General features: G+C 46.1%; 16 protein-coding genes. 10 read left to right on the plus strand and 6 right to left on the minus strand.

The features are described from left to right. Positions 1–46 precede the first annotated feature (46 nt). The 4 genes from ACJJI3_RS04465 (at position 47) to ACJJI3_RS04480 (ending at position 4,180) form a co-directional block, all read left to right on the plus strand. Positions 47–784, plus strand: coding sequence for an ABC transporter ATP-binding protein (locus tag ACJJI3_RS04465; RefSeq protein WP_444908153.1), 738 nt, complete (start codon positions 47–49; stop codon positions 782–784). Then, positions 774–1,982 carry an ABC transporter permease gene (locus ACJJI3_RS04470; RefSeq protein ID WP_444917272.1) on the plus strand — a complete coding sequence of 403 codons (1,209 nt, stop codon included), beginning with the start codon at positions 774–776 and terminating at the stop codon, positions 1,980–1,982. Before ACJJI3_RS04465 ends, ACJJI3_RS04470 begins: the two co-directional genes overlap by 11 nt. 257 nt (positions 1,983–2,239) lie before the next feature. Then, the gene (locus ACJJI3_RS04475) at positions 2,240–3,544 is read left to right on the plus strand and encodes a S8/S53 family peptidase (protein WP_444941624.1); all 1,305 of its coding nucleotides are present in this window, start codon (positions 2,240–2,242) and stop codon (positions 3,542–3,544) included. Between the two features lie 114 nt (positions 3,545–3,658). Then, entirely contained in the window at positions 3,659–4,180 is a 522-nt protein-coding gene (locus ACJJI3_RS04480) for a DUF4166 domain-containing protein (protein ID WP_444897474.1), read from the plus strand. Positions 4,181–4,248: 68 nt separating this feature from the next. On the opposite strand, the gene biuH is transcribed toward ACJJI3_RS04480, so the two are convergent. Further along, complete coding sequence (biuH, locus tag ACJJI3_RS04485) at positions 4,249–4,971, minus strand: biuret amidohydrolase (protein WP_444941625.1); 723 nt, start codon at positions 4,969–4,971, stop codon at positions 4,249–4,251. Between the two features lie 600 nt (positions 4,972–5,571). Between biuH and ACJJI3_RS04490 the strand changes: the two genes are divergently transcribed. The 3 genes from ACJJI3_RS04490 to ACJJI3_RS04500 all read left to right on the plus strand — a co-directional run bounded on the left by ACJJI3_RS04490 (position 5,572) and on the right by ACJJI3_RS04500 (position 8,489). Next, complete coding sequence (locus ACJJI3_RS04490) at positions 5,572–6,474, plus strand: prohibitin family protein (RefSeq protein WP_444897472.1); 903 nt, start codon at positions 5,572–5,574, stop codon at positions 6,472–6,474. Positions 6,475–6,764: 290 nt separating this feature from the next. After that, the gene (locus ACJJI3_RS04495; protein WP_413662146.1) at positions 6,765–7,556 is read left to right on the plus strand and encodes a penicillin-binding transpeptidase domain-containing protein; all 792 of its coding nucleotides are present in this window, start codon (positions 6,765–6,767) and stop codon (positions 7,554–7,556) included. A 105-nt stretch (positions 7,557–7,661) separates the two neighbouring features. Next, positions 7,662–8,489 carry a DUF2059 domain-containing protein gene (locus ACJJI3_RS04500; protein ID WP_413662145.1) on the plus strand — a complete coding sequence of 276 codons (828 nt, stop codon included), beginning with the start codon at positions 7,662–7,664 and terminating at the stop codon, positions 8,487–8,489. 195 nt (positions 8,490–8,684) lie between these two features. Here the strand turns inward: ACJJI3_RS04500 and ACJJI3_RS04505 are convergent, their stop codons facing one another. Beyond that, positions 8,685–10,574: a potassium transporter Kup gene (locus ACJJI3_RS04505; protein ID WP_413662144.1), complete on the minus strand. Its 1,890-nt coding sequence runs from the start codon at positions 10,572–10,574 to the stop codon at positions 8,685–8,687. 304 nt (positions 10,575–10,878) lie between these two features. Between ACJJI3_RS04505 and ACJJI3_RS04510 the strand changes: the two genes are divergently transcribed. After that, a complete protein-coding gene (locus ACJJI3_RS04510) occupies positions 10,879–12,519 on the plus strand; it encodes an acetolactate synthase large subunit (RefSeq protein ID WP_413662143.1) in 1,641 nt (546 codons plus the stop codon). A 52-nt stretch (positions 12,520–12,571) separates the two neighbouring features. Here the strand turns inward: ACJJI3_RS04510 and ACJJI3_RS04515 are convergent, their stop codons facing one another. The 4 genes from ACJJI3_RS04515 to ACJJI3_RS04530 all read right to left on the minus strand — a co-directional run bounded on the left by ACJJI3_RS04515 (position 12,572) and on the right by ACJJI3_RS04530 (position 17,132). After that, positions 12,572–13,804 (minus strand): TackOD1 domain-containing metal-binding protein, encoded by a 1,233-nt coding sequence (locus ACJJI3_RS04515; RefSeq protein ID WP_413662142.1) that lies wholly within the window; start codon positions 13,802–13,804, stop codon positions 12,572–12,574. Between the two features lie 305 nt (positions 13,805–14,109). Beyond that, complete coding sequence (locus ACJJI3_RS04520; protein WP_444913159.1) at positions 14,110–15,135, minus strand: HlyD family secretion protein; 1,026 nt, start codon at positions 15,133–15,135, stop codon at positions 14,110–14,112. A 5-nt stretch (positions 15,136–15,140) separates the two neighbouring features. Further along, positions 15,141–16,406 (minus strand): glycosyltransferase family 2 protein, encoded by a 1,266-nt coding sequence (locus ACJJI3_RS04525; protein WP_444894014.1) that lies wholly within the window; start codon positions 16,404–16,406, stop codon positions 15,141–15,143. A gap of 447 nt (positions 16,407–16,853) precedes the next feature. Further along, positions 16,854–17,132, minus strand: coding sequence for a hypothetical protein (locus tag ACJJI3_RS04530; RefSeq protein WP_444941626.1), 279 nt, complete (start codon positions 17,130–17,132; stop codon positions 16,854–16,856). A 143-nt stretch (positions 17,133–17,275) separates the two neighbouring features. Here ACJJI3_RS04530 and norR point away from each other — a divergent pair, with 143 nt between their 5' ends. Both norR and ACJJI3_RS04540 read left to right on the plus strand, forming a co-directional pair. Continuing rightward, positions 17,276–18,847 (plus strand): nitric oxide reductase transcriptional regulator NorR, encoded by a 1,572-nt coding sequence (gene norR, locus ACJJI3_RS04535; protein ID WP_444941627.1) that lies wholly within the window; start codon positions 17,276–17,278, stop codon positions 18,845–18,847. 23 nt (positions 18,848–18,870) lie between these two features. After that, positions 18,871–19,152, plus strand: a complete 282-nt coding sequence (locus ACJJI3_RS04540) for a hypothetical protein (protein WP_444941628.1) — start codon at positions 18,871–18,873, stop codon at positions 19,150–19,152. Positions 19,153–19,167 lie beyond the last annotated feature (15 nt).

Below are 19,167 nucleotides of genomic sequence, written 5' to 3' on the forward strand. Positions count from 1 at the left end.
ATTATATATCTGTTTGCAAAAATCCATGCTGCAAATGAGGTGCAAGATGAATGCTTTCACTACGAAATTGAAACTAGCGGTTGAAGTGGAGCAGCTGCGCTTCGCCTATCGTACAGGTCCTTCGGTTTTAGAGGTCCCTTATTGGTCAGTGCCTGTCGGTGAGCAGGTATTTTTACGTGGCCGCTCCGGTAGTGGTAAATCAACACTGCTGAACCTCCTGGCCGGTATTCTGTCAACAAAAGTTGGAAGCCTTAAGGTTCTGGGTCAACCACTGGGTACACTGAGTGAGCGCAAGCGGGATCGCTTCAGGGCGAGACATATTGGCGTTGTATTTCAGCGCTTTAACCTAATTCCCTATTTGAGTGTGGAGGACAATATTCGTGTCGCTACCCACTTTTCTGGTTTCCGTGGCGATTTTCGCGGCAGGGTTAATGAGCTGCTAACGGGACTCTGTTTAGGAGAGGAAATTTTACCCAAGAAAGTGGCCAGCTTGAGTGTCGGACAGCAACAGAGGGTGGCAATCGTGCGGGCATTGATCAATGAACCGCAGTTATTGCTGGTTGATGAGCCTACATCTGCTTTGGACCCTGAAGCGAGAGATGCTTTTGTCCAGTTGTTGATGACTGCATGTCAGCAAAAGAAATGCACTCTGATCTTTGTCAGCCACGATAGCTCTTTGGAACGACACTTCCCTCTGGTTATGGATATGCGCGAAATAAATATTGCCTGGAAACTTAGGCCCGAGTGGGACACTGCACCGGAGGCTTTAGCCGATGTTTTTTAAACTTGCTTGGCAAAGCCTGATGCAGCGTAAGGGTAGTGTGTCACTGGCCGTATTGTCTGTAGCAATCAGTTTGATTCTAATGTTGGGGATCGAGCAGTTGCGAAGCCATACTAAAAACAGCTTTAGTCGAACTGTGTCAGGGGTAGACCTTATTGTTGGGGCGCCTACGGGACAATTGAATCTCTTGTTATACAGCGTATTCCATATTGGGAATGCCAGCAATCATATTTCATGGGATAGCTACCAGGAACTTACTCACTTACCCCAGGTACGTTGGGCGATACCCCTATCCCTGGGGGATTCGCACCAAGGTTACAGGGTGGTGGGAACCTCAACGGGATTTCTCGATCACTATCGGTATGGGAATAAGAGGCCATTGGAGCTATCAACCGGCCAGAATTTTATCGATACTTTTAGTGTCATATTGGGGGCGGAGGTCGCTCGGGAACTCAACTACCAACTTGATGACACTCTCACAATGGCGCACGGTTTGGTTGGAACGCGCTTCACAGAGCATGGTGAAAACCCCTTTATCGTTAGTGGCATACTCAAGCCTACTGGTACACCAGTAGATCGAGCACTCTATGTAAGCTTGGCGGGACTGGAAGCCGTTCATGGTGCTGATGCGGAGCACGATGATCTGGTGCCTAATAACATTACTGCCTTCTTACTCGGGCTTAATTCCCCTATAGCTACATTTCAGGTACAGAGAAAAATAAACGAATATTCGAAGGAGCCGCTGCTGGCAATATTGCCGGGCATTGCACTATCGGAACTTTGGCAGATATCCGGTGGTATAGAAAAGGTATTATTTTTTGTCTCAGCTATGGTGGTTTTGGCTGCATTGCTTGGCTTATGTATCTTACTACTTTCCACGATGCGCGAGCGCAGACTGGAGATAGCACTACTGAGAACTGTAGGTTCTGGCCCTTTGTTTTTATTCCTATTGATCCAGACTGAGGCATTTTTGGTTTTACTTTTAGGTGCGACAATTGCTGTTTCTGGATTGATAATGGGAGGCTGGCTGGTTGAGCCAATTCTGACAGATAAATTTGGAATCTATTTGGACGGCGTTGTTATAGGCGAACATACGATTGTGCTTTTAGCTTTAGTACTGGTAAGCACATTAATTGTGGCTGCTATTCCCGCTATAAGTGCATGCCGCCAGTCTTTGGGGGATAGTGATCTTCTGCATTGACTAGAAGCTGAGGCCGAGCCAAATTCAGAGTAAGACTTTCTCTAGATTTTGATGTCAGAGGTAACCGAATATCTTTTATTTTATGGGCGATATTAGTTTTGTAATTTCTATATATATTTGCTTTGTTGCCTTTCCACACCATTCGTGATCCTATTTCCAGGCTGCGAGCTTTTCCTGTCACTGGGACTATTTTTATCCCGTGGCTTGTAGCAGCCTACAAACACTATCTAATAATTTTTCATGACAAGGAAATAGTTTTGAATAGGATAATACTAACAATCTTAATGTTGCTGGGTAGCCTCAATATATTTGCTTCAGCCCCAGATATTGAGCAGGCCAGAGATTCCTTAGAGATTGTGAAAGAATTAACCCCCTGGCCTTGGGAAGAGCCGGTAACTCCAATTATTGAAGAGTATCTGGCAGCTGATTTTGATCAATATTCGGGAATGGCAAAATCCCACTATATGGTTGATGAGCTGCTGATGCACAAGTGGGGTCAGTCAATCACAGAATTTATTGTATTAGCCGAGCTTCTGTACACGTTTCAGCCAGAAGATTACCAGAATCAGTATAGGTCAGAATTTGATGCGGCTATTGCTGACCTGAATCTCTTCAGGTTGGCAATTAATGAGTTACTGCTTCCCCATGTACCCGGTTATAAACTGAAACAGCAAATTTTGACTAAACGCTTTGATGGCGAGGGTATGGTAATTGCTGTCTTTGATTTGTTTGATCCGACACGCTTACAAGAGCAGCGCGAACAGTATCCCAATATTGAAGCAGAAGTTGCATTTGGTGATCCCATTACTTTCCTTCATGGTAACACCGTAATTGATATCATTTTGGATATTGCTCCGAAGGCGACTATTGTACCCGTTAGTGCCGAGAGCAAAACTTATAATGATGCAATGGCCTATATGCGGTATCGAGATGACATTAGTGTGATCAATATGAGCCGTGCATTTCATATCACCAATGACCAACTCGACCCAGAGTTTGCAGAGCATCTTTCCGCTATTTTACAAAGTAAGATTTTTACCAAGTCACTGGGGAATACAGGTACAGATCTTGAGCATAACAACACCGATGTGAGAGAGCGCTTGGAGCTACCACCACTCGGCAGCTTCTTTACCTATGACCTGGATTTAATCAGGGCATTCCTTGCTCAGAACGAAGGGCAAGCCGGTGCTGAGAATTTGTTTTTTGCAATCAACCTCCAGCCATTCTCAAATGAGATCTCACTTACGGCGACGGTTCCGGGTTACAACCCCTTGGCTATTAGGCAGAGCTTTGCTATTGCCGGCGATGCAGTATATTCAGCTTCCAGTCAAAACTTTGAGTCTGGTAGCTCTTTTGCCGCGCCTCAACTAGCGGCTGTCAGTCTATTGCTCCTTGAAATGGCAGACTATTATGGCCTTAGCAGGGTAGAAGCTGCTCAAATAGTGAGCAAATCATTGAAAGATAATGCTCGCCGCAGTTGGTTAGGTGATCACAACACCGGGCTTGGGTTCGTTGACGCCCACCGGGCTATGAGCACTATTCTGAGAGCGAATAGCAAATAAGCTTGATTTAGTCATCGAGTTGAATGAGAGTTCGCTGGCAGGTTGAATATTTGCAGCCTGCCAGTTACCTGTATAGATGGTACTGCGGGTAAAGGAAGTGAATAGGAGTGAATATTGAACATACTTTCTGCTCATATGGGGTCCTCATTCAATGAATTATCTCCACTGTTGCAATTTGCACACACTGGGGTGAAGAGGTATGAGGGTTCTGTTGTAGTCAAACGAGGTGGAGTTATTGCGAATACTATTTGTTCAATATTTAGATTCCCGAAGGCGAGTTCAAGTTCGCAGTTAGTTGTAGATTGTGGACACTTTTCCGATCGGATGGATTGGGTGAGAGATTTCGATGGGTTCAAGATGAGTTCATCATTTTATTCAGAAAAAAACTACCTGGTAGAAAAGCTCGGTCCTCTAGAAATGCAGTTTACCGCTCATAGTGTCAACGGAGCCCTCGAATATCAGTTTTCGAAAACAAAGTTGTTTGGTATACCTCTGCCAAAATTTCTTTGGCCTAAAGTCACGGCTTATGAAACAGCAAGTGAAGGGCAATATCAATTCAGTGTCAGCGTACACATGTTTCTAGTAGGGTTCATCTTGTCATATGCTGGCGAGCTGAAAGTTAAGGAGCCTGCTTGATTTAAAGCATAATTAGGGAAGAGCGACCTCTGTAACAAGCTCTACCCTAACTATCACACTTTATGTACTCACCTGTTCTTAGATGCTTCTGCTAAGCCCTTTAGGAGTTTCTCACTATCTGCATGAGCGCCAAAGACGCCCCCCTGCATAGTAATCATCTTGAGAGCCGACTCATGGTTGCCGATGTCGGTAGCCCCAGTGCAGTCTGATAGAAGCAGGCACTCGAATCCTCGATCATTTGCTTCCCTCATGGTGGTGTGTACGCATACGTCGGTTGTAACGCCCACGAGAATCAAGTTATCGATCCCTTTAAGCTTGAGTATGAGCCCGAAGTCTGTAGAAAAGAAGGTACCTTTGCCAGGCTTATCAATAATGACCTCACCAGCTTTGGGCGCTAGTTCAGGGATCACGTCCCAACCAGGTTCCCCTCTGACTAAAATACGTCCACATGGTCCTGGGTCGCCGATACCGGCAGCAATTTGTCGCGAGCGCCAGCGTTTGTTTTGAGGGAGGTCAGAAAGGTCGGGGCGATGCCCCTCCCGGGTGTACATAATGTGATAGTTTTCTGCCCGCATCGCATTCAATACTTGCTGGATGGGTTCGATGGGCTTGCGCATTGCCTCCAGATCATATCCCATCTTGTCGACATAGCCGCCGGGGCTGCAAAAGTCCACCTGCATGTCAATAACCACGAGAGCGGTGTTTTCTGGCCTGAGATCCCCATTATATGGCCACTTGTATGGGTTGGCCTCGACAGGGCCATTTTTGTCCGATGAATCTGAAGTGCTCATTGTCAAGGCCTCTACTTATTGATAGAGAAAGTGATTGCCAATGGATAATAGCGTTGATTGAGAGCTTGATTGATTGGTAAGACTTTATTGGGCGCACAATTCTTGCTTAGGTGAGGTATGACCGAATCCGCATAAGTAATGAATGCTCATCTGGTAGTGGGTTTAGGCGTATCTCTCCTATATCTTTTGTTCATGAAAGGCCAAAACATTGCGACATATATTTTGTGTATTCGTTTCTCTTCAACTATTTGATCAAATTTAAAAGGCCGCCTTTATTCGTATATCTAGCATATGAAATTTCGAGTGCGATTTTATTTTGCGCTAAATATCTACAAACAAGATCACGGTTGGATAGTTGAAGCTTACTTCTATATTTCGGTTCAAAGAGTTCGTTCCACTGATATGTGGAAGTGAAACGTCACACTTTTTTTATTGAAAAATTATCTATATTATCCTGCGGGTCATTTTGAGTGAATTTTAGTGGGGCTTATTTGGTACTCCCTTCTGGTTTAGAAATATAGGGATTAAAGAATATCCGCTTATGTATTCATCTTTGAAGTTAAGAACCGTTTTTGGATGTAAGTAGTTAAAGGAAAGTTTGTGGAAAATCTTAAGAAGGGAATTTTCGCTGGTGTTGCATTACTGATTATTCCTATCGCCATGGGGACTGTTTTCACGGTTGACGAGGGGCACGTAGGAATTGTAAAGCGATTTGGTAAGGCAATCTCACAGGTTGATCCTGGAATTCATACGAAAGTCCCATTTATGGACAATGTGGTCGAAATCGAAGTAAGAACCCGGAAAAATGTTGAGACGATGAATGCCGCCACTGCAGAACAAATGCCGTTAAAAGCGGTGACCGCGGTGAACTGGACGGTAACTCGCAGTGCAGCTATAGATTTGTATAAGCAATATGGCGGTTTGGAACAATTTGAACAGCGGATTCTCGATCCCAGGCTGAGAAGCGCCAGTAAAGCTGGTTTGGCTGAATTCAAGGCAGAGCAGATTATCCAGAACCGGAATGCAGCAATTCGACGTATTGAGGAGCTCTTGGAGGAGGAAACCAAGGGGTTGCCTATGGAATTGGGAGATGTACAGATTGAGAGCATCAGCTTGCCTCCCAAGTACATCCAATCTATTGAAACCAAGCAGACAGAGTTGAACCTGGCGGCTGCCGAAAAGCACAAATTGGAACGTCAAAAGCTGGAAGCGCAACGTGAGGTGAATACTGCTAATGCGCGCCGTGATGCCACCAAAGCTAAAGCAGATGGTGAAGCCCATAAGATTCGTGTAGAGGCCGAGGCGGAAGCTTTTGCGATTCTGGAGAAAGGGGAAGCGGAAGCTGCAGCGATTAAAGCAAAAGCTGATGCGATTGCCAGAAACCATACCTTGGTTGAATATATCCGCGCGCAGCAATGGAATGGTCAGATGCCTTCAACTATTATGGGTGGCGATCAGCCAATTCTGTGGGATATGGGGAATAACTCAGACCGCAGAAATTAAGATAGCCCAAAGCTAGAGCTTTGCTTGCTTTTTACACAAAAGGTTTGGTGCTTATCAATAGGAAGCACCAAGCCTAGTTTGTTCAGTTGGCAGTATTTCCTAAATTCTAAATGATGGTACAGTCATTACTTAATGAGGACTGTTTGTTAGTCTCGTAGTTACTTGACTTGCCAGGTAACTCCTCCCAATATCCGAAAGGTACTTTTCGGTGTGCTTATTACCCGGTATATCCTGATTAAATTTATTGATGTTCCTCGGGTATCACGTACTCTAAATCAAGGAGATTCCGGTTGAAACACTTTATATGGTTTATCAGTGCTGCAATATTGGTTTTTGGTGCCAGTAACTCGGTGGTTGCAGAAGATGGGGGCTCATGTAGCAAGTTATGTACTTTTGTGCTCAAGAATAGTCGGACCTCAGAATATACGGTAATTAATAGGGAGAGGGCAGCCAAGCAGTTCACACCATTCTCTACTTTTAAGGTTCCCAATACCCTTATTGCACTTGACTTGGGTTTAGTTGAGAACCTGTTACAAGAGCTAACCTATAATCATGACAAATACCCAGCTAAAGAGTGGTGGCCTACAATCTGGTCAGAAAGGCCTTTGACGATTCGCGAAGCATTTCAAAATTCAGCGGTTCCGATCTATCAGCAATTAGCAACGGAGATTGGCGCCAAGAGAATGAATCAGTATTTGGCAGGTTTTAATTATGGTAATCGGGATGCTTCGTCTGGTATTGATACCTTCTGGCTCAATCAGAGTATCAAAATATCAGCGTTGGAGCAGGTAGACTTCCTGGAGCGTTTATTTACTGGTCAATTACCTGTATCGCAGTCAGCTATATATAAATTTAAAGAAGTGATGCTGGTAGAGGAGACCGATGCCTATAAGTTATATGCAAAAACAGGAGGAGGGCCATTAGCTAAGAATAAGGCTTTAGGTTGGTATATTGGAATTGTAGAGTCCAATAACAATATTCATTATTTTGCGATTAACATAGATGGCAGCAGTTTTCGGGAAGTACAAAAGAAAAGAATTGAAATTGCCAGAAAAAAACTATCTGAGTTGGGGGTTATTTAGGCTCTTGTGGTACGTCTGTTTTTGCAGTGGTTAGGGCTTTTTGATTGATTGTTGTGAGTCAATCGGCATAATGGCAATCAAATTCACTTTCATATGGGGCTTCCTATGGGAACTCAAGCTGTAAAAGTTATATTTGCTTTATTCATCAGCAGCTTTTGCTCATTATGCTTGGCTGCCGATAAAGTAGCCAATTTGGATAAGCTTATGCTTGTATCGGGTTTCACCAAGCAGGTTGAGGGGTTTCCTGAGCTAGTAAAATCTGGATTTACGGAAGGCGTGCAGCAGGGAGCACCAATTCCTCAGGATAAACTGCAGAAGATTCTTGAAAGTGCAGATAATACAATTTTACCGTCCATCATTATGGATGAAGTGCGCTCGTCACTGAGTACTTCTCTGACCGATAAAGATGTTGAGGTCTTATTGGCTTGGTATGAGTCAGATATCGGTAAGAAAATTACCAAGGCTGAAGAGGAAGGAAGCTCTGAAGAGGCATTCCAGAATTTGATGGCTAATGCACAGCAGTTGATGGCTGACACAAAGCGCGTTGAAATGGCAACTCGTATTGATCAGCTTGTTGGTGCTACCGATATGGCGATGGAGATGCAGATCTCTACGGGTATTGCTGTCTATTCCGCAGTTATGGCAGTGATGGCTCCCGGCCAAGAGATCAATCTAGATGCTTATAAGGCACAAATGGAGGCAATGAAGCCCCAGATGCGTCAAAATGTTGAGCAATTTGTTACCCTATCTTTCGTGCAAACTTATCAAGGCTTCGACGATGCAAGCTTAGCGAAATATGAGGAGTTCTTGAGCCAACCAGAAGCTAAAAAATTCAATTCCTCTTCAATGGCAGGGCTTAATAAAGCTTTAACACAAGTAATCGGCCGTTGGTCCGGTGATATGGCTTCTATACTTAAAAACGAAGCGAACTGATTATGGGATAGGGAGCTCCTGAATATCTTTATACTTCTTAATTAGAGTATTTAGGGGGTTCTCGGCCTACCGCCTGCATCCATACTAGCTGTAAAGGAAGCAGGCGGTATGACCATCACACTTTTACCTTTCCGTTCTATACCCTAAAGTGAGTCTCATAGGCTTGTCAGTTATTTAATAAAATAGCTTGTCAATTCAAATCATTATATTCTCTTGCACTTCTACAGTCCGATTAGCTGGAATGCGGTAATAGTCGATAGCACTACTTGAATTCCTTACCATGGCGGCAAAGATCCGCTCTCGCCAATTTGCCATTTTGCTATAGCCGCCTTTAACAGGAAATATGTTATATCGGCAGGTAAAGAAAGAAGACTTACTTGGATCTATATCCAAAAGGTGCATTTTGTTGAGTTTATTTATGGCCCCTTCGACATCTGGGCGTTCCATATATCCATAACGTAATATTAGCCTGAAACATCCCTCTCTGATCTTGCTAATGATTGCTCGGTTCTTTGGGAGTACTTTTGGTGTGTTGGCCGACGTAACGGTTAGGAAAAGATTCTTTTCATGAAGGACACTATTGTGCTTCAAATTGTATATCAGGGCATGAGGTACAAAGAGTTGATTGGTTCCCACAAATATTGCAGTTCCAGGTACTCGTAATGGGGGATTATCAAAAAGTGAGTTTAAATAGGGCTCTAATTTAAAATTTTTCCCCTGTAAGTAACAATTTATCGCTTTTTTTCCATCTCTCCAAGTAATCATCAGCATCGCAATAAAGGCGGCTAAACTTATAGAGAACCACCCCCCGTGGCCTATCTTTGCCAGGTTTGAAGTAACAAAGGCAAAATCAATAAAAGCAAAGAATGAGCCGACAGCCAGGCAAATTATCAGATTGTATTTGAGGTAGTGACGATACACGATTGCTGCAATGCAGGAGGTAATCAACATTGCGCCACTCACTGATACACCATAAGCACTAGCCAGGTGGACTGAGCTTCCAAAGAGAATTGCCACCAGTATTACCGCTGTCATTAATAGGTAATTGACACCGGGCATATAGACTTGTCCCGCGAGTGCTGATGACGTGTGCCGGATGGCAAAACGGGGCATCAAGCCAAGTTGGATTCCTTGTTTTGTCAGGGAGAAGGTCCCCGAGATACAGGCCTGGGAAGCGATGCAGGTTGCTACAGTTGCAAGAATAATCATTGGGTAGAGCGACCAGTCCGGGTACATCCGGTAAAAGGGGTTGTCTACCGCAGAGGTGTCACTAATAAGTAGAGCGCCCTGTCCCATATAGTTCAACACCAGGGCGGGGAACACCAAACCTATCCAGGCAATTCTTATAGGCATACGTCCAAAATGCCCCATGTCGGTATATAGAGCCTCTCCTCCGGTAAACACCAGTAATACTGCACCTAATATCCAGAATGAAGCCATGCCATGGTTAGTGAGGAAGCTCAAAGCATGCAGCGGATTGACGGAATGGAGGATTACAGGGTTTTGGAGCACCCAGTAAAGGCCCGCGAGCAGCAAAACTAAGAACCAGATGGCGGTGATCGGGCCGAACAGTTTCCCCACGGTTTCGGTGCCGAAGCGTTGCACAAAAAACAATCCAAAGAGTATGCCGATAGAAATTGGCAGGATAAACGGTTTTAGAGTCTTGTTGACTATCTCCAGTCCTTCGACTGCGGAGAGAACGGAGATGGCTGGTGTGATAACGGCATCACCAAAAAATAGTGCCGCCCCACAGATCCCTCCGCCGATAATAAGCTTTCTTAATAATTCTCGCCCTTTTGTCGCTTCCAGGGCCAGTGTCATCAGCGCCATGATCCCACCTTCCCCTCGGTTGTCCAGGCGCATTACCAATATGACGTACTTAATAGTGACAATGAGGGTAAGTGCCCAGAAGACAGCAGAGACCCCACCAATAATGGTCTCGGTGTTATGGGGAATTCCAAACCGGGGGTGGAAAATCAGTTTAAAGGCGTAGAGTGGGCTAGTGCCGATATCACCAAATACAACCCCGAGAGCGGCAAGTGATAGAACCCAGTGTTTTCTTGCGCCTTCTGAGCGAGATTCCATTTGCAACTCTTATCATCCGGTGTCATACAAAGGCAGTGATTTAAGACTTATCAGGGAGTTTGCTGTCATCACTTGGATGGTGGATATCAGCGCGCAAGAAATTAATTTTCCCTGAGACTGATCTTAGCAATACATTGCTAAGGCACCATGTGAGCTACTGTGCAGGGTGCAAACTTACAAGCCGATAAAGTGAGATGTAAGAGAGGTATCCGCGTAATTGAGCAATCGTGACAGGCAGTTATAAAAACAGCTCTTTTGGCGGGGATCTTATTGTTAGTAAGGCGGGACTACAGGAGCCTCCCCAATGAAAGCATCGGACCTTTTTATTCGTGCCCTGGAGAAAGAGGGCGTTGAGTATATCTTCGCGATTCCTGGTGAGGAAAACCTGGATATGCTGGAGTCTTTGCGGGGCTCAAAGATAAAACTAATTGTCACGCGCCATGAACAGGGTGCCGGTTTTATGGCTGCCACCTATGGTCGGCTTACGGGCAAGCCAGGTGTCTGTATGTCTACTTTAGGTCCGGGGGCCACGAATCTGGTGACTGCCGCAGCTTATGCCCAGCTCGGTGGAATGCCGATGGTGATGGTCACCGGTCAAAAACCTATCAAAAGTTCCAAGCAAGGGCAGTTTCAGATTATTGATATTGTTGACATGATGCGCCCCCTGACCAAATTCACCAAGACAATCGTGGGGGGCGACTATGTGCCAGCTCATGTCCGTGAAGCCTTTCGGCAATCTGAAGAGGAGCGGCCGGGGGCAACCCACTTGGAATTTCCTGAAGATATTGCCCGTGAACACTCCACCATGCCGGTCTTGGAGCCCAGCTATAACCGCAGGCCAATTGCCGAAGAGAAGGCAGTGCGCAAAGCTGCAGAAGCGATTGAGGCATCCCGTAAACCTCTGCTGTTGGTGGGAGCAGGCGCAAACCGTAAATTAACCGCCAAAATGTTGCGCAAGTTTGTCGACAAGCTGGGTATTCCGGTGGTGACAACTCAGATGGGTAAGGGAGTAATTGATGAATCGGGACCGCACTTTATTGGCAATACCGCGCTATCCGACGGGGATTTTGTTCACCGGGCCATTGAGCAGGCCGACCTGATTATCAATGTGGGCCACGATGTTGTAGAAAAACCGCCTTTCTTTATGCGTCCCGGTGGCCCGGAAGTTGTACATATCAACTTCAATTCAGCGCAGGTGGATCCAGTCTACTTCCCGCAGATAGAGGTGGTTGGCGATATTGCCAACAGCTTGTGGCAGCTGGACCAGCACTTGGAACCCCAGGATCACTGGAGCTTTACCGATGCGCACCGTATCCGTGCCGCGCTTCAAAAGCACATCCAGGAGGGCTCAAATACCACCACTTTCCCAATTCGTCCGCAACGACTGGTAAAGGATCTCCGCGAAGTAATGCCGGAGAAGGGCATTATTGCGCTTGATAATGGCATGTTCAAAATCTGGTTCGCGCGGAATTATCCTGCTTTAGCCCCGAATACCGTGCTGCTCGACAACGCACTGGCAACGATGGGGGCGGGCTTGCCTTCGGCAATGGCTGCCAAGTTGGTGTGTCCAGACCGCCGTGTGGTCGCAATTTGTGGGGATGGGGGCTTTATGATGAACTCCCAGGAGATTGAAACGGCGGTTCGCTTAAAGCTTGACCTTATCGTACTTATTTTGCGCGATGATGCCTACGGAATGATCAAGTGGAAGCAGGCCATGATGGAGTTTGATAACTTTGGTCTGGATTTTGGTAACCCTGATTTTGTCGACTATGCAAAATCCTATGGTGCTCATGGCCACAGAATAACGGCCACGGATGAGTTTAAGCCGATGATAGAAAAATGTTGCAGGGCGGGTGGAGTCCATCTCGTGGATGTGCCCGTGGATTACAGCCACAACGACCGTATCCTGAATCATGAAATTCGCGAGTTGTCGAGTAAGTTGTAGGGGTAGCCGGCTCGGGTAAGGTAGTTGTAACAGGGAGGCGTTCGACTTTCTTTTAAACAAGCTCCTCGGGCCCAAGTACTTTAAAGTAGGGGCCAATATCCAGCCTTATGGAGGACATGGCAATCTTGATCATTTCTCTGCGATCTTCGAGTATGTCCTCCTTAGCTATTCCATGTAGAACCATATAATCTTCATATTTCCCGGTAATAAAGTCCTCTTTCCGTATACCTTCGTAAGCTCTACATAAAACTCCATGAAGGTTCTCTATGAATTGGCGGCGGCTCTGCATTGTTTGTCGGGGCCCATGCTCGACTTCGAGTTCATGAGCATGTTCATAGTTGATATTCACCAAGCAAAAATTTGTTTTGTTCTCTTTCCAGGCTCTTGCCGCCTGGTTGAGTTCTACGATCAGGGTGAAGGGTAGGTCAGCGAACATAGGGTTATGGTCAGTAAAATCGAGAAATGCATAGCCAGCTCTTAGGTAGCTACTGGCGCGTTCCGTAATGTCGTAGCTGTGAATGTCCCCGGTGCGTATGGATTCGCTGTCGGTATCTTTCTGGCAGTTGAGGCACAAAAAACCTATCTCCACTTCTGAGCTGGCATGGCCGCAAGCATTGCAAATAAGTAGTGTGCCGGGTTTGTCGTAGTCACTGCCGAAGTGTAAAAGCTCCTTTCGACATTTGGGGCAAATTAGGTCTTCACCTTCCCTGAAGTCAGCTTCGCGTCCCAGGTAGGCGCAGCTGAAATGGTGCAGATAGAAGTCTTCGGTAAGGTTAGAGGATCTGCATACCGCGCACTCTTCACGGACATTAAACTGGGAACCTCCACAGCCGTTACAGATATGGCGTCGATCGAAAAACTTGCCCTGTAGAAATCCTGATTCGATCAGTTTTTCACATTCCGTCACAACCGTCGGGCTATCGAGGATAATATTAAAATCAACAGTAGCTTTGGAGTTGGGGCTATAGTGCGGCGAGAGACTTACGCCAGATACAAATAATCGCGCTAGTATTTTGTCGCTATCTTTCTGAGTGGTGTGGAAATCCAGGTGGACTTGCGCGCGCCGATAGTGAAAGTCGTCAATAACCTGGCTCACAACGGGCATATCCTGCGCACTAAGCTTTGAGCAATCCAGATCTGCCTTCTCGCCGACTGTTCCAGTGAGATCAATAACCGGGAGTAGATACAAGCCACCACGCATATGCCATATATGCGTCAGGTCATCTACTGATGCTGGCTCCTCAATTAAAATAGCGTCTTTGGATTCACCGGTATGCGATGTCACCTTAGAGTCACCGGGCCAGCGAAAAAAGCTATATTCGTCACTTAGAAAGGAGATACTGATTCCTCCACGCCTATATAACTTTTGGCGCTTGAAAGATTAAATGAGTGTTTTAGCTTATTTCATGCCAGTTATACGTAACTGTGTAACCTGTGGTGTATATGGCGTCCCTTTAACTGAATAGATTGTTGAGTATTTAAGAAAAGATAGGTGAAAAATTGGCAATAGGCAGGGATAGGTGCCCTACGTCCCTAGCAGGAATTAGGAATAACCGTATGACATAAAAGGTAGTCGTCATCTGGGGGGAGTTAATTGATAAATTTATCAATAATGACATCAATCCAGTCAATCTTTAGGGTTATGGTAACTTTCTCGTTCACCGGAAATTTTGATGGGTCAAGTAAGACTATTTTCGCTAACTGATTACGCGATGTGGGCTTAAATGTATTTTGGAACTCCTGGGGTAGTGCGGCTGAGAGGGGGATCATTTCTACTAGTACCCCTTTGTCTTTAAAGCGTCCACCAGTAACCAATACCTCCATTCCAGGCTTGATCACGAATTGATATTGATTGGGTAGATAGGCTAGGACATAGGCTTCCCCGGTGTAGATAGACATAAGGGGCTCCCCAGCATCATAGACATTGCCGACATGGGGGACTGAAGCCCCAACTAGACCAGAAGTGGGGCTTTGAATAATACCGTTATTGTAATGCTCCTCCAGTTTTCTTAGCGCTTGTTCGGAGCGATAAATTGCCTCATCAACAGATCTACGTTTTCCTTCCAGGGTGGCGCTTTCAACTTGTAATTTTACCAGGGTTTCACTGGCCTCGAAGTTATCTTTCAATACATCTTGGTAACCGACTTCGCTGACTACTCCTTTATTTGCAAGTTTATTGATTCTATCTACGATTCGGCCAATTTGTACTTTACGCTCCTTGGCGGGAGTGAGTAGCTTTTTAGCAGTCTCTGCCAATAAAGTGAATTCAGCAGAAATCTGTATTAGGTTAGCTTGGCGGGTGGAGAGATCGGCGATTCGCTCCAGTAGCTCCATTGATTCAATCCTTAAGAGTAGTTCGCCCTCTTTAACAGCTTGTCCTTCATCTACGGCAACCTCTACTACTTTTACCAAGTAGCCCATTTCAATAACGCTTTGATCGCGCAACACCAGTCCATCGCTTCGCAGTAAAAACCAGTCACCCCATATATAGCGAATAACGCCAATACCAAATAGGATTAACATGGCTAAGTATATTCGACGGCTTGCAGAACCCCGGGTTTTTCGCTGTTCACTTTCGAAACTATCAGGGCGTAATCGTTTTCGCAGAGCCTTCATAAAAACTACTCGCGAACACGATGGACTTTTAGTGGTGCGAAAGAATCTTTATAGGATGTTCTAAAAATCCACTCCTGCACATATGCGTAGAGTCGAACAACTCTCATGAAGTTTACATAAAAGATGCTGTAAGCTGGAATATAAGGCCAAAGGGGAAGTGATTTAACTTTTGGCGTCGCATAAGAGGCTAAAGCAAAGGTAATTGTATCGAGCGCAATTAATACAACCTGAGCCCCAGCCAAAATAAACCAGGCATTTTCGCCATAACGCACGAATAGCCAGATTAAATAGACTGGTAAAGCTATTGCGGCAATAACATTGAAAACCAGGAATTCATATTGATGAAAAAACTCTTTTAGCTGCATTCCTTGGCGGAACGGATTAATAAAATGCAGGTACTTGCGATAGCGAAGACGAATAGCATCCCGCTCCCACCTAAAGCGCTGGCGCATTAGAACGGTGATGCTGGTGGGAACATCGGTATAACAAATCGCCTCAGGTGCAAATTCCACTTTCCAACCGTAATCCCGCAAACGAAAGGTGATATCTAAGTCTTCTCCTCCGCCGGCATCAAAGCCGCCAATTTGATTCATTGCGGATACCCTAAAAGCACTGAAGGCACCGGAGGCACAACACATTTGGTCGAGCATTGCCAGTGAGTGTCGCCCCAAGCAAATACTGATTACATATTCAATGGCCTGGAATGAGCTGAGTATATTTTCTGTGGAGTTTCGGACAATTACATTACCTGAAACCACGCCAACCCTGGGATCTGCAAAGCCTTGCATCACGTATTTCATAGCGTGGCGATCGAAGGTGCAATCGCAATCAATTGAGGCGATAAAGTCGCCAGTTGAAAATCTCTGTCCTAAGTTGAGGGCTGAGGCCTTGCCTCCACGCAGTTCTGTTGCATGAGCGCCATCCAAGCGACCTTTATTTTGCAGGTAGTGAATATCGTCTCGGGTTTTATCTGTGGAGCCATCGCTGATTGCGATGACTTCATAGGGGATATAGCTCTGCTCCTGTAAGCGCTCGCCACACTTTTCAATAGAGTTTTCCTCATTGTGACCGGCGATGACTGCAGTGAGTCTGCCCAAGGATTCAATGTCCTCCTCGTACTCTGGTTTTGTGGCAAAAAAGAATACCGAGGTAAAAAACGACATTAAATATCTAGGGAATTCCAATACCACTACGATCCAAAACATCGTAAAGAGGGTGGCGTAGCTCTGAGTGGCAAAGAAAGTAATTCCATCATCGATCATTTCCCACATTTAGGTCTGCTCCTGAATAGGCGAATACAGGCCCCGGCTATTGCTGTTACTTATCTGTGATGTGGTAGTGATCTTATTTGGAGAACAGCGAGTGTCTTGCGGCACTTCGCTTGGGTGGACTAGGGGGCGAGCATGTAAGGCTGGTCTTACGCTTGGCTTCCAATCACTGGTAAGGGCTATCAGCTCACTACTTGTAAAGGCTAAGCCCAATTTTGATACCCCCTGACTTTGGCCCTTTATGCTATAGAGCCTGTAAAAGAGACCTTGGCTCAACCAGAGGGGCAGCCATAAGTCTCCCTAGAAGGAAATGCTATCTCTGAGACTGTCAGTATAGTCCACGGTGGTTTGAGGTGTCGGGCAATGCTGAACCCCAGAGCCAGCAGGGGCTCTGGGTTGATTTATTCGCTGCTATTAGGAAGGGGGAATTCGGAGGCGGCGGTTCAGCCTTTATCGAACCTCAAGGTCCAGGTTGTATTGAGCAACGACACGACCTATATAGCCCAGTTTTAGAAACGTCGCACTAATCACCATAAAGATATGTCCTGCGACTTGCGCGGGAATGGAAAACAGGTGTGATAGGGGGTAGCAAATAACAATTGTCAGAATCAGCAGGGGAGCTGACAGAAGCAGCGTAAAGTTACCGGCTTTTAGCAGAAGCTTGAAACGCTCACGCAGTAAGGGGTTTTCCGTATTCAGCATATCGGCCTCAGGTTCAAACGGCGTCAATCTATCTTCAGCAACTGCTATGCCAAATATAAATGCCAATAAAAACAACGGTTTACGGCTTATTCTGGTATTTATGTGTCAAATTGACCTTTATGGTTGCTGTGTCATAATGACTCTAAAAGGTCTTTTGGACTGATTTGGCTATGGTAGATACCAACGCAACCTTACTGCTCGAAGTGGCTCTGGACCTGGCTAACAGCCTTAACAACAGCGATCGCTTTGAGCGCCTGCTGTCTACTATCCGCAAAGCGATCAAATGCGATGCCGTTGCCTTGCTTGGGCTCAACGGCGATACACTCACCCCTCTCGCAGTCCAAGGGCTTGCCCGACGGACCCTGGGGCGACGATTTCTGATTGATGAGCATCCGCGGCTTGCGCAAATCTGCGTCTCGGAACACCCAGTCCGCTTCCCATCTGACTGCCAGCTACCAGATCCCTTCGATGGTTTGCTGTTGGATAGGGAAGGGGATCTTCCCGTGCACTCTTGTATGGGCTTGCCTCTCTATTCAGATAACCATCTGATTGGTCTGGTAACAGTGGATAGCATGTCTGCGGATGCCTATGCCCGAATCAGTGATCGAACCCTGGAGCTGATAGCTGCACTGTCTGCAGCCACTTTACGCACAGCTTTAGAGCTAAAAGCCCTGTCACACTCCGCCGAGCATGCCGAGCAATTGGTGAAAGACCTAACCCAGCAGGCACTGGAGCGGGATGGAGGTGAATTAATTGGTGAGAGCGCGGAAATGCAGTCCCTGCGCAGTGAGATAGAGCTGGTGGCTGGGTCGGATTACAACGTGCTGATTCTCGGTGAAACGGGAGTGGGGAAAGAGCTGGTGGCCCGTACCGTCCACAGGTTGTCGACTCGCAAGGAGAAGCCCTTAGTCTATTTGAACTGCGCTTCCCTGACTGAAACCCTGGCGGAAGCTGAACTTTTTGGCCACTCAAAAGGGGCTTTCACTGGCGCAGATCGCGAGAGGCCCGGTAAATTTTTACTGGCGAACGGCGGCACTATTTTCCTGGATGAAGTTGGCGAGTTACCACTTGTGGTGCAGAGCAAATTGTTACGGGTATTGCAAAGTGGTGAGATTCAGCCGGTAGGTAAGGATACGGTGCAGCATGTAGATGTTCGTATTGTAGCGGCGACTAATAGGGATTTACGCAAAGGGATTGAAAACGGTACTTTCCGAGCTGATCTCTACCACCGCCTCTCTGTATATCCCCTTGAAGTCCCACCGCTATGCCGGAGGGGTAATGATGTCCTGCTGTTGGCAGACTACTTCTTGGAGCGCTCCCGCAGGAAGCTGGGTTTTCGTCAGTTGCGTCTCAGTACAGAGGCCACCAATAAGCTACATCGATACGCTTGGCCGGGTAATGTTCGCGAGCTGGAACATATTATCAGCCGCGCAGCCCTTAGGGCCCGCAAAGGTAGCTCTCCAGAAGCTATTGTTGCCATTACTGCAGCACAAATTGAAATTCCCGATGACCTGGTTATTCAGAAGCCTCCGCAGAAACCGGTAGAGTCGCTGTCTGAGGCTATTGATTTAAGGGGGGAAACGGAAAACTATCAGCGCGAACTCATTGGGCGTGCCCTGGCTGAGACCGATGGGAACTGGAGTAAAGCGGCCAAATTACTATCCGTAGACCGAGGGAACTTGGTGCGTCTCGCTAAAAGGTTGGGTGTTTACATCAAGAAAGAGGTTGTTCGAGGTAAGTAATCTATTTGAAGCAAGGAGTTGCAATGTTGATTAGCGATAAAGGATTACGATTTTCGCTGGTTGTAGGGGTAATTTCCCTGGCTATCGGCTTACTGGCATTTGCGTATAACTGGAAAATAATTGGTGGGGGTTGGCCATATTTCGGTACATTTTTATTTCCAGGCAATCTTGTACTGTCACTCTTCTCTGAAGAAATAGATTTCTGGCCAAAGTTTGCACTTCAGATGAGTGGCCAGTTTCTGCTTCCTTTTTTGGTTGCGCGCGGTATTATCAAATTCAAAGATTGGTTGAGGTCACAGCTTTAAGTTTGTGATTTTGCT

It is taken from the genome of Microbulbifer maximicatervae (SeqCode) (assembly GCF_052466985.1).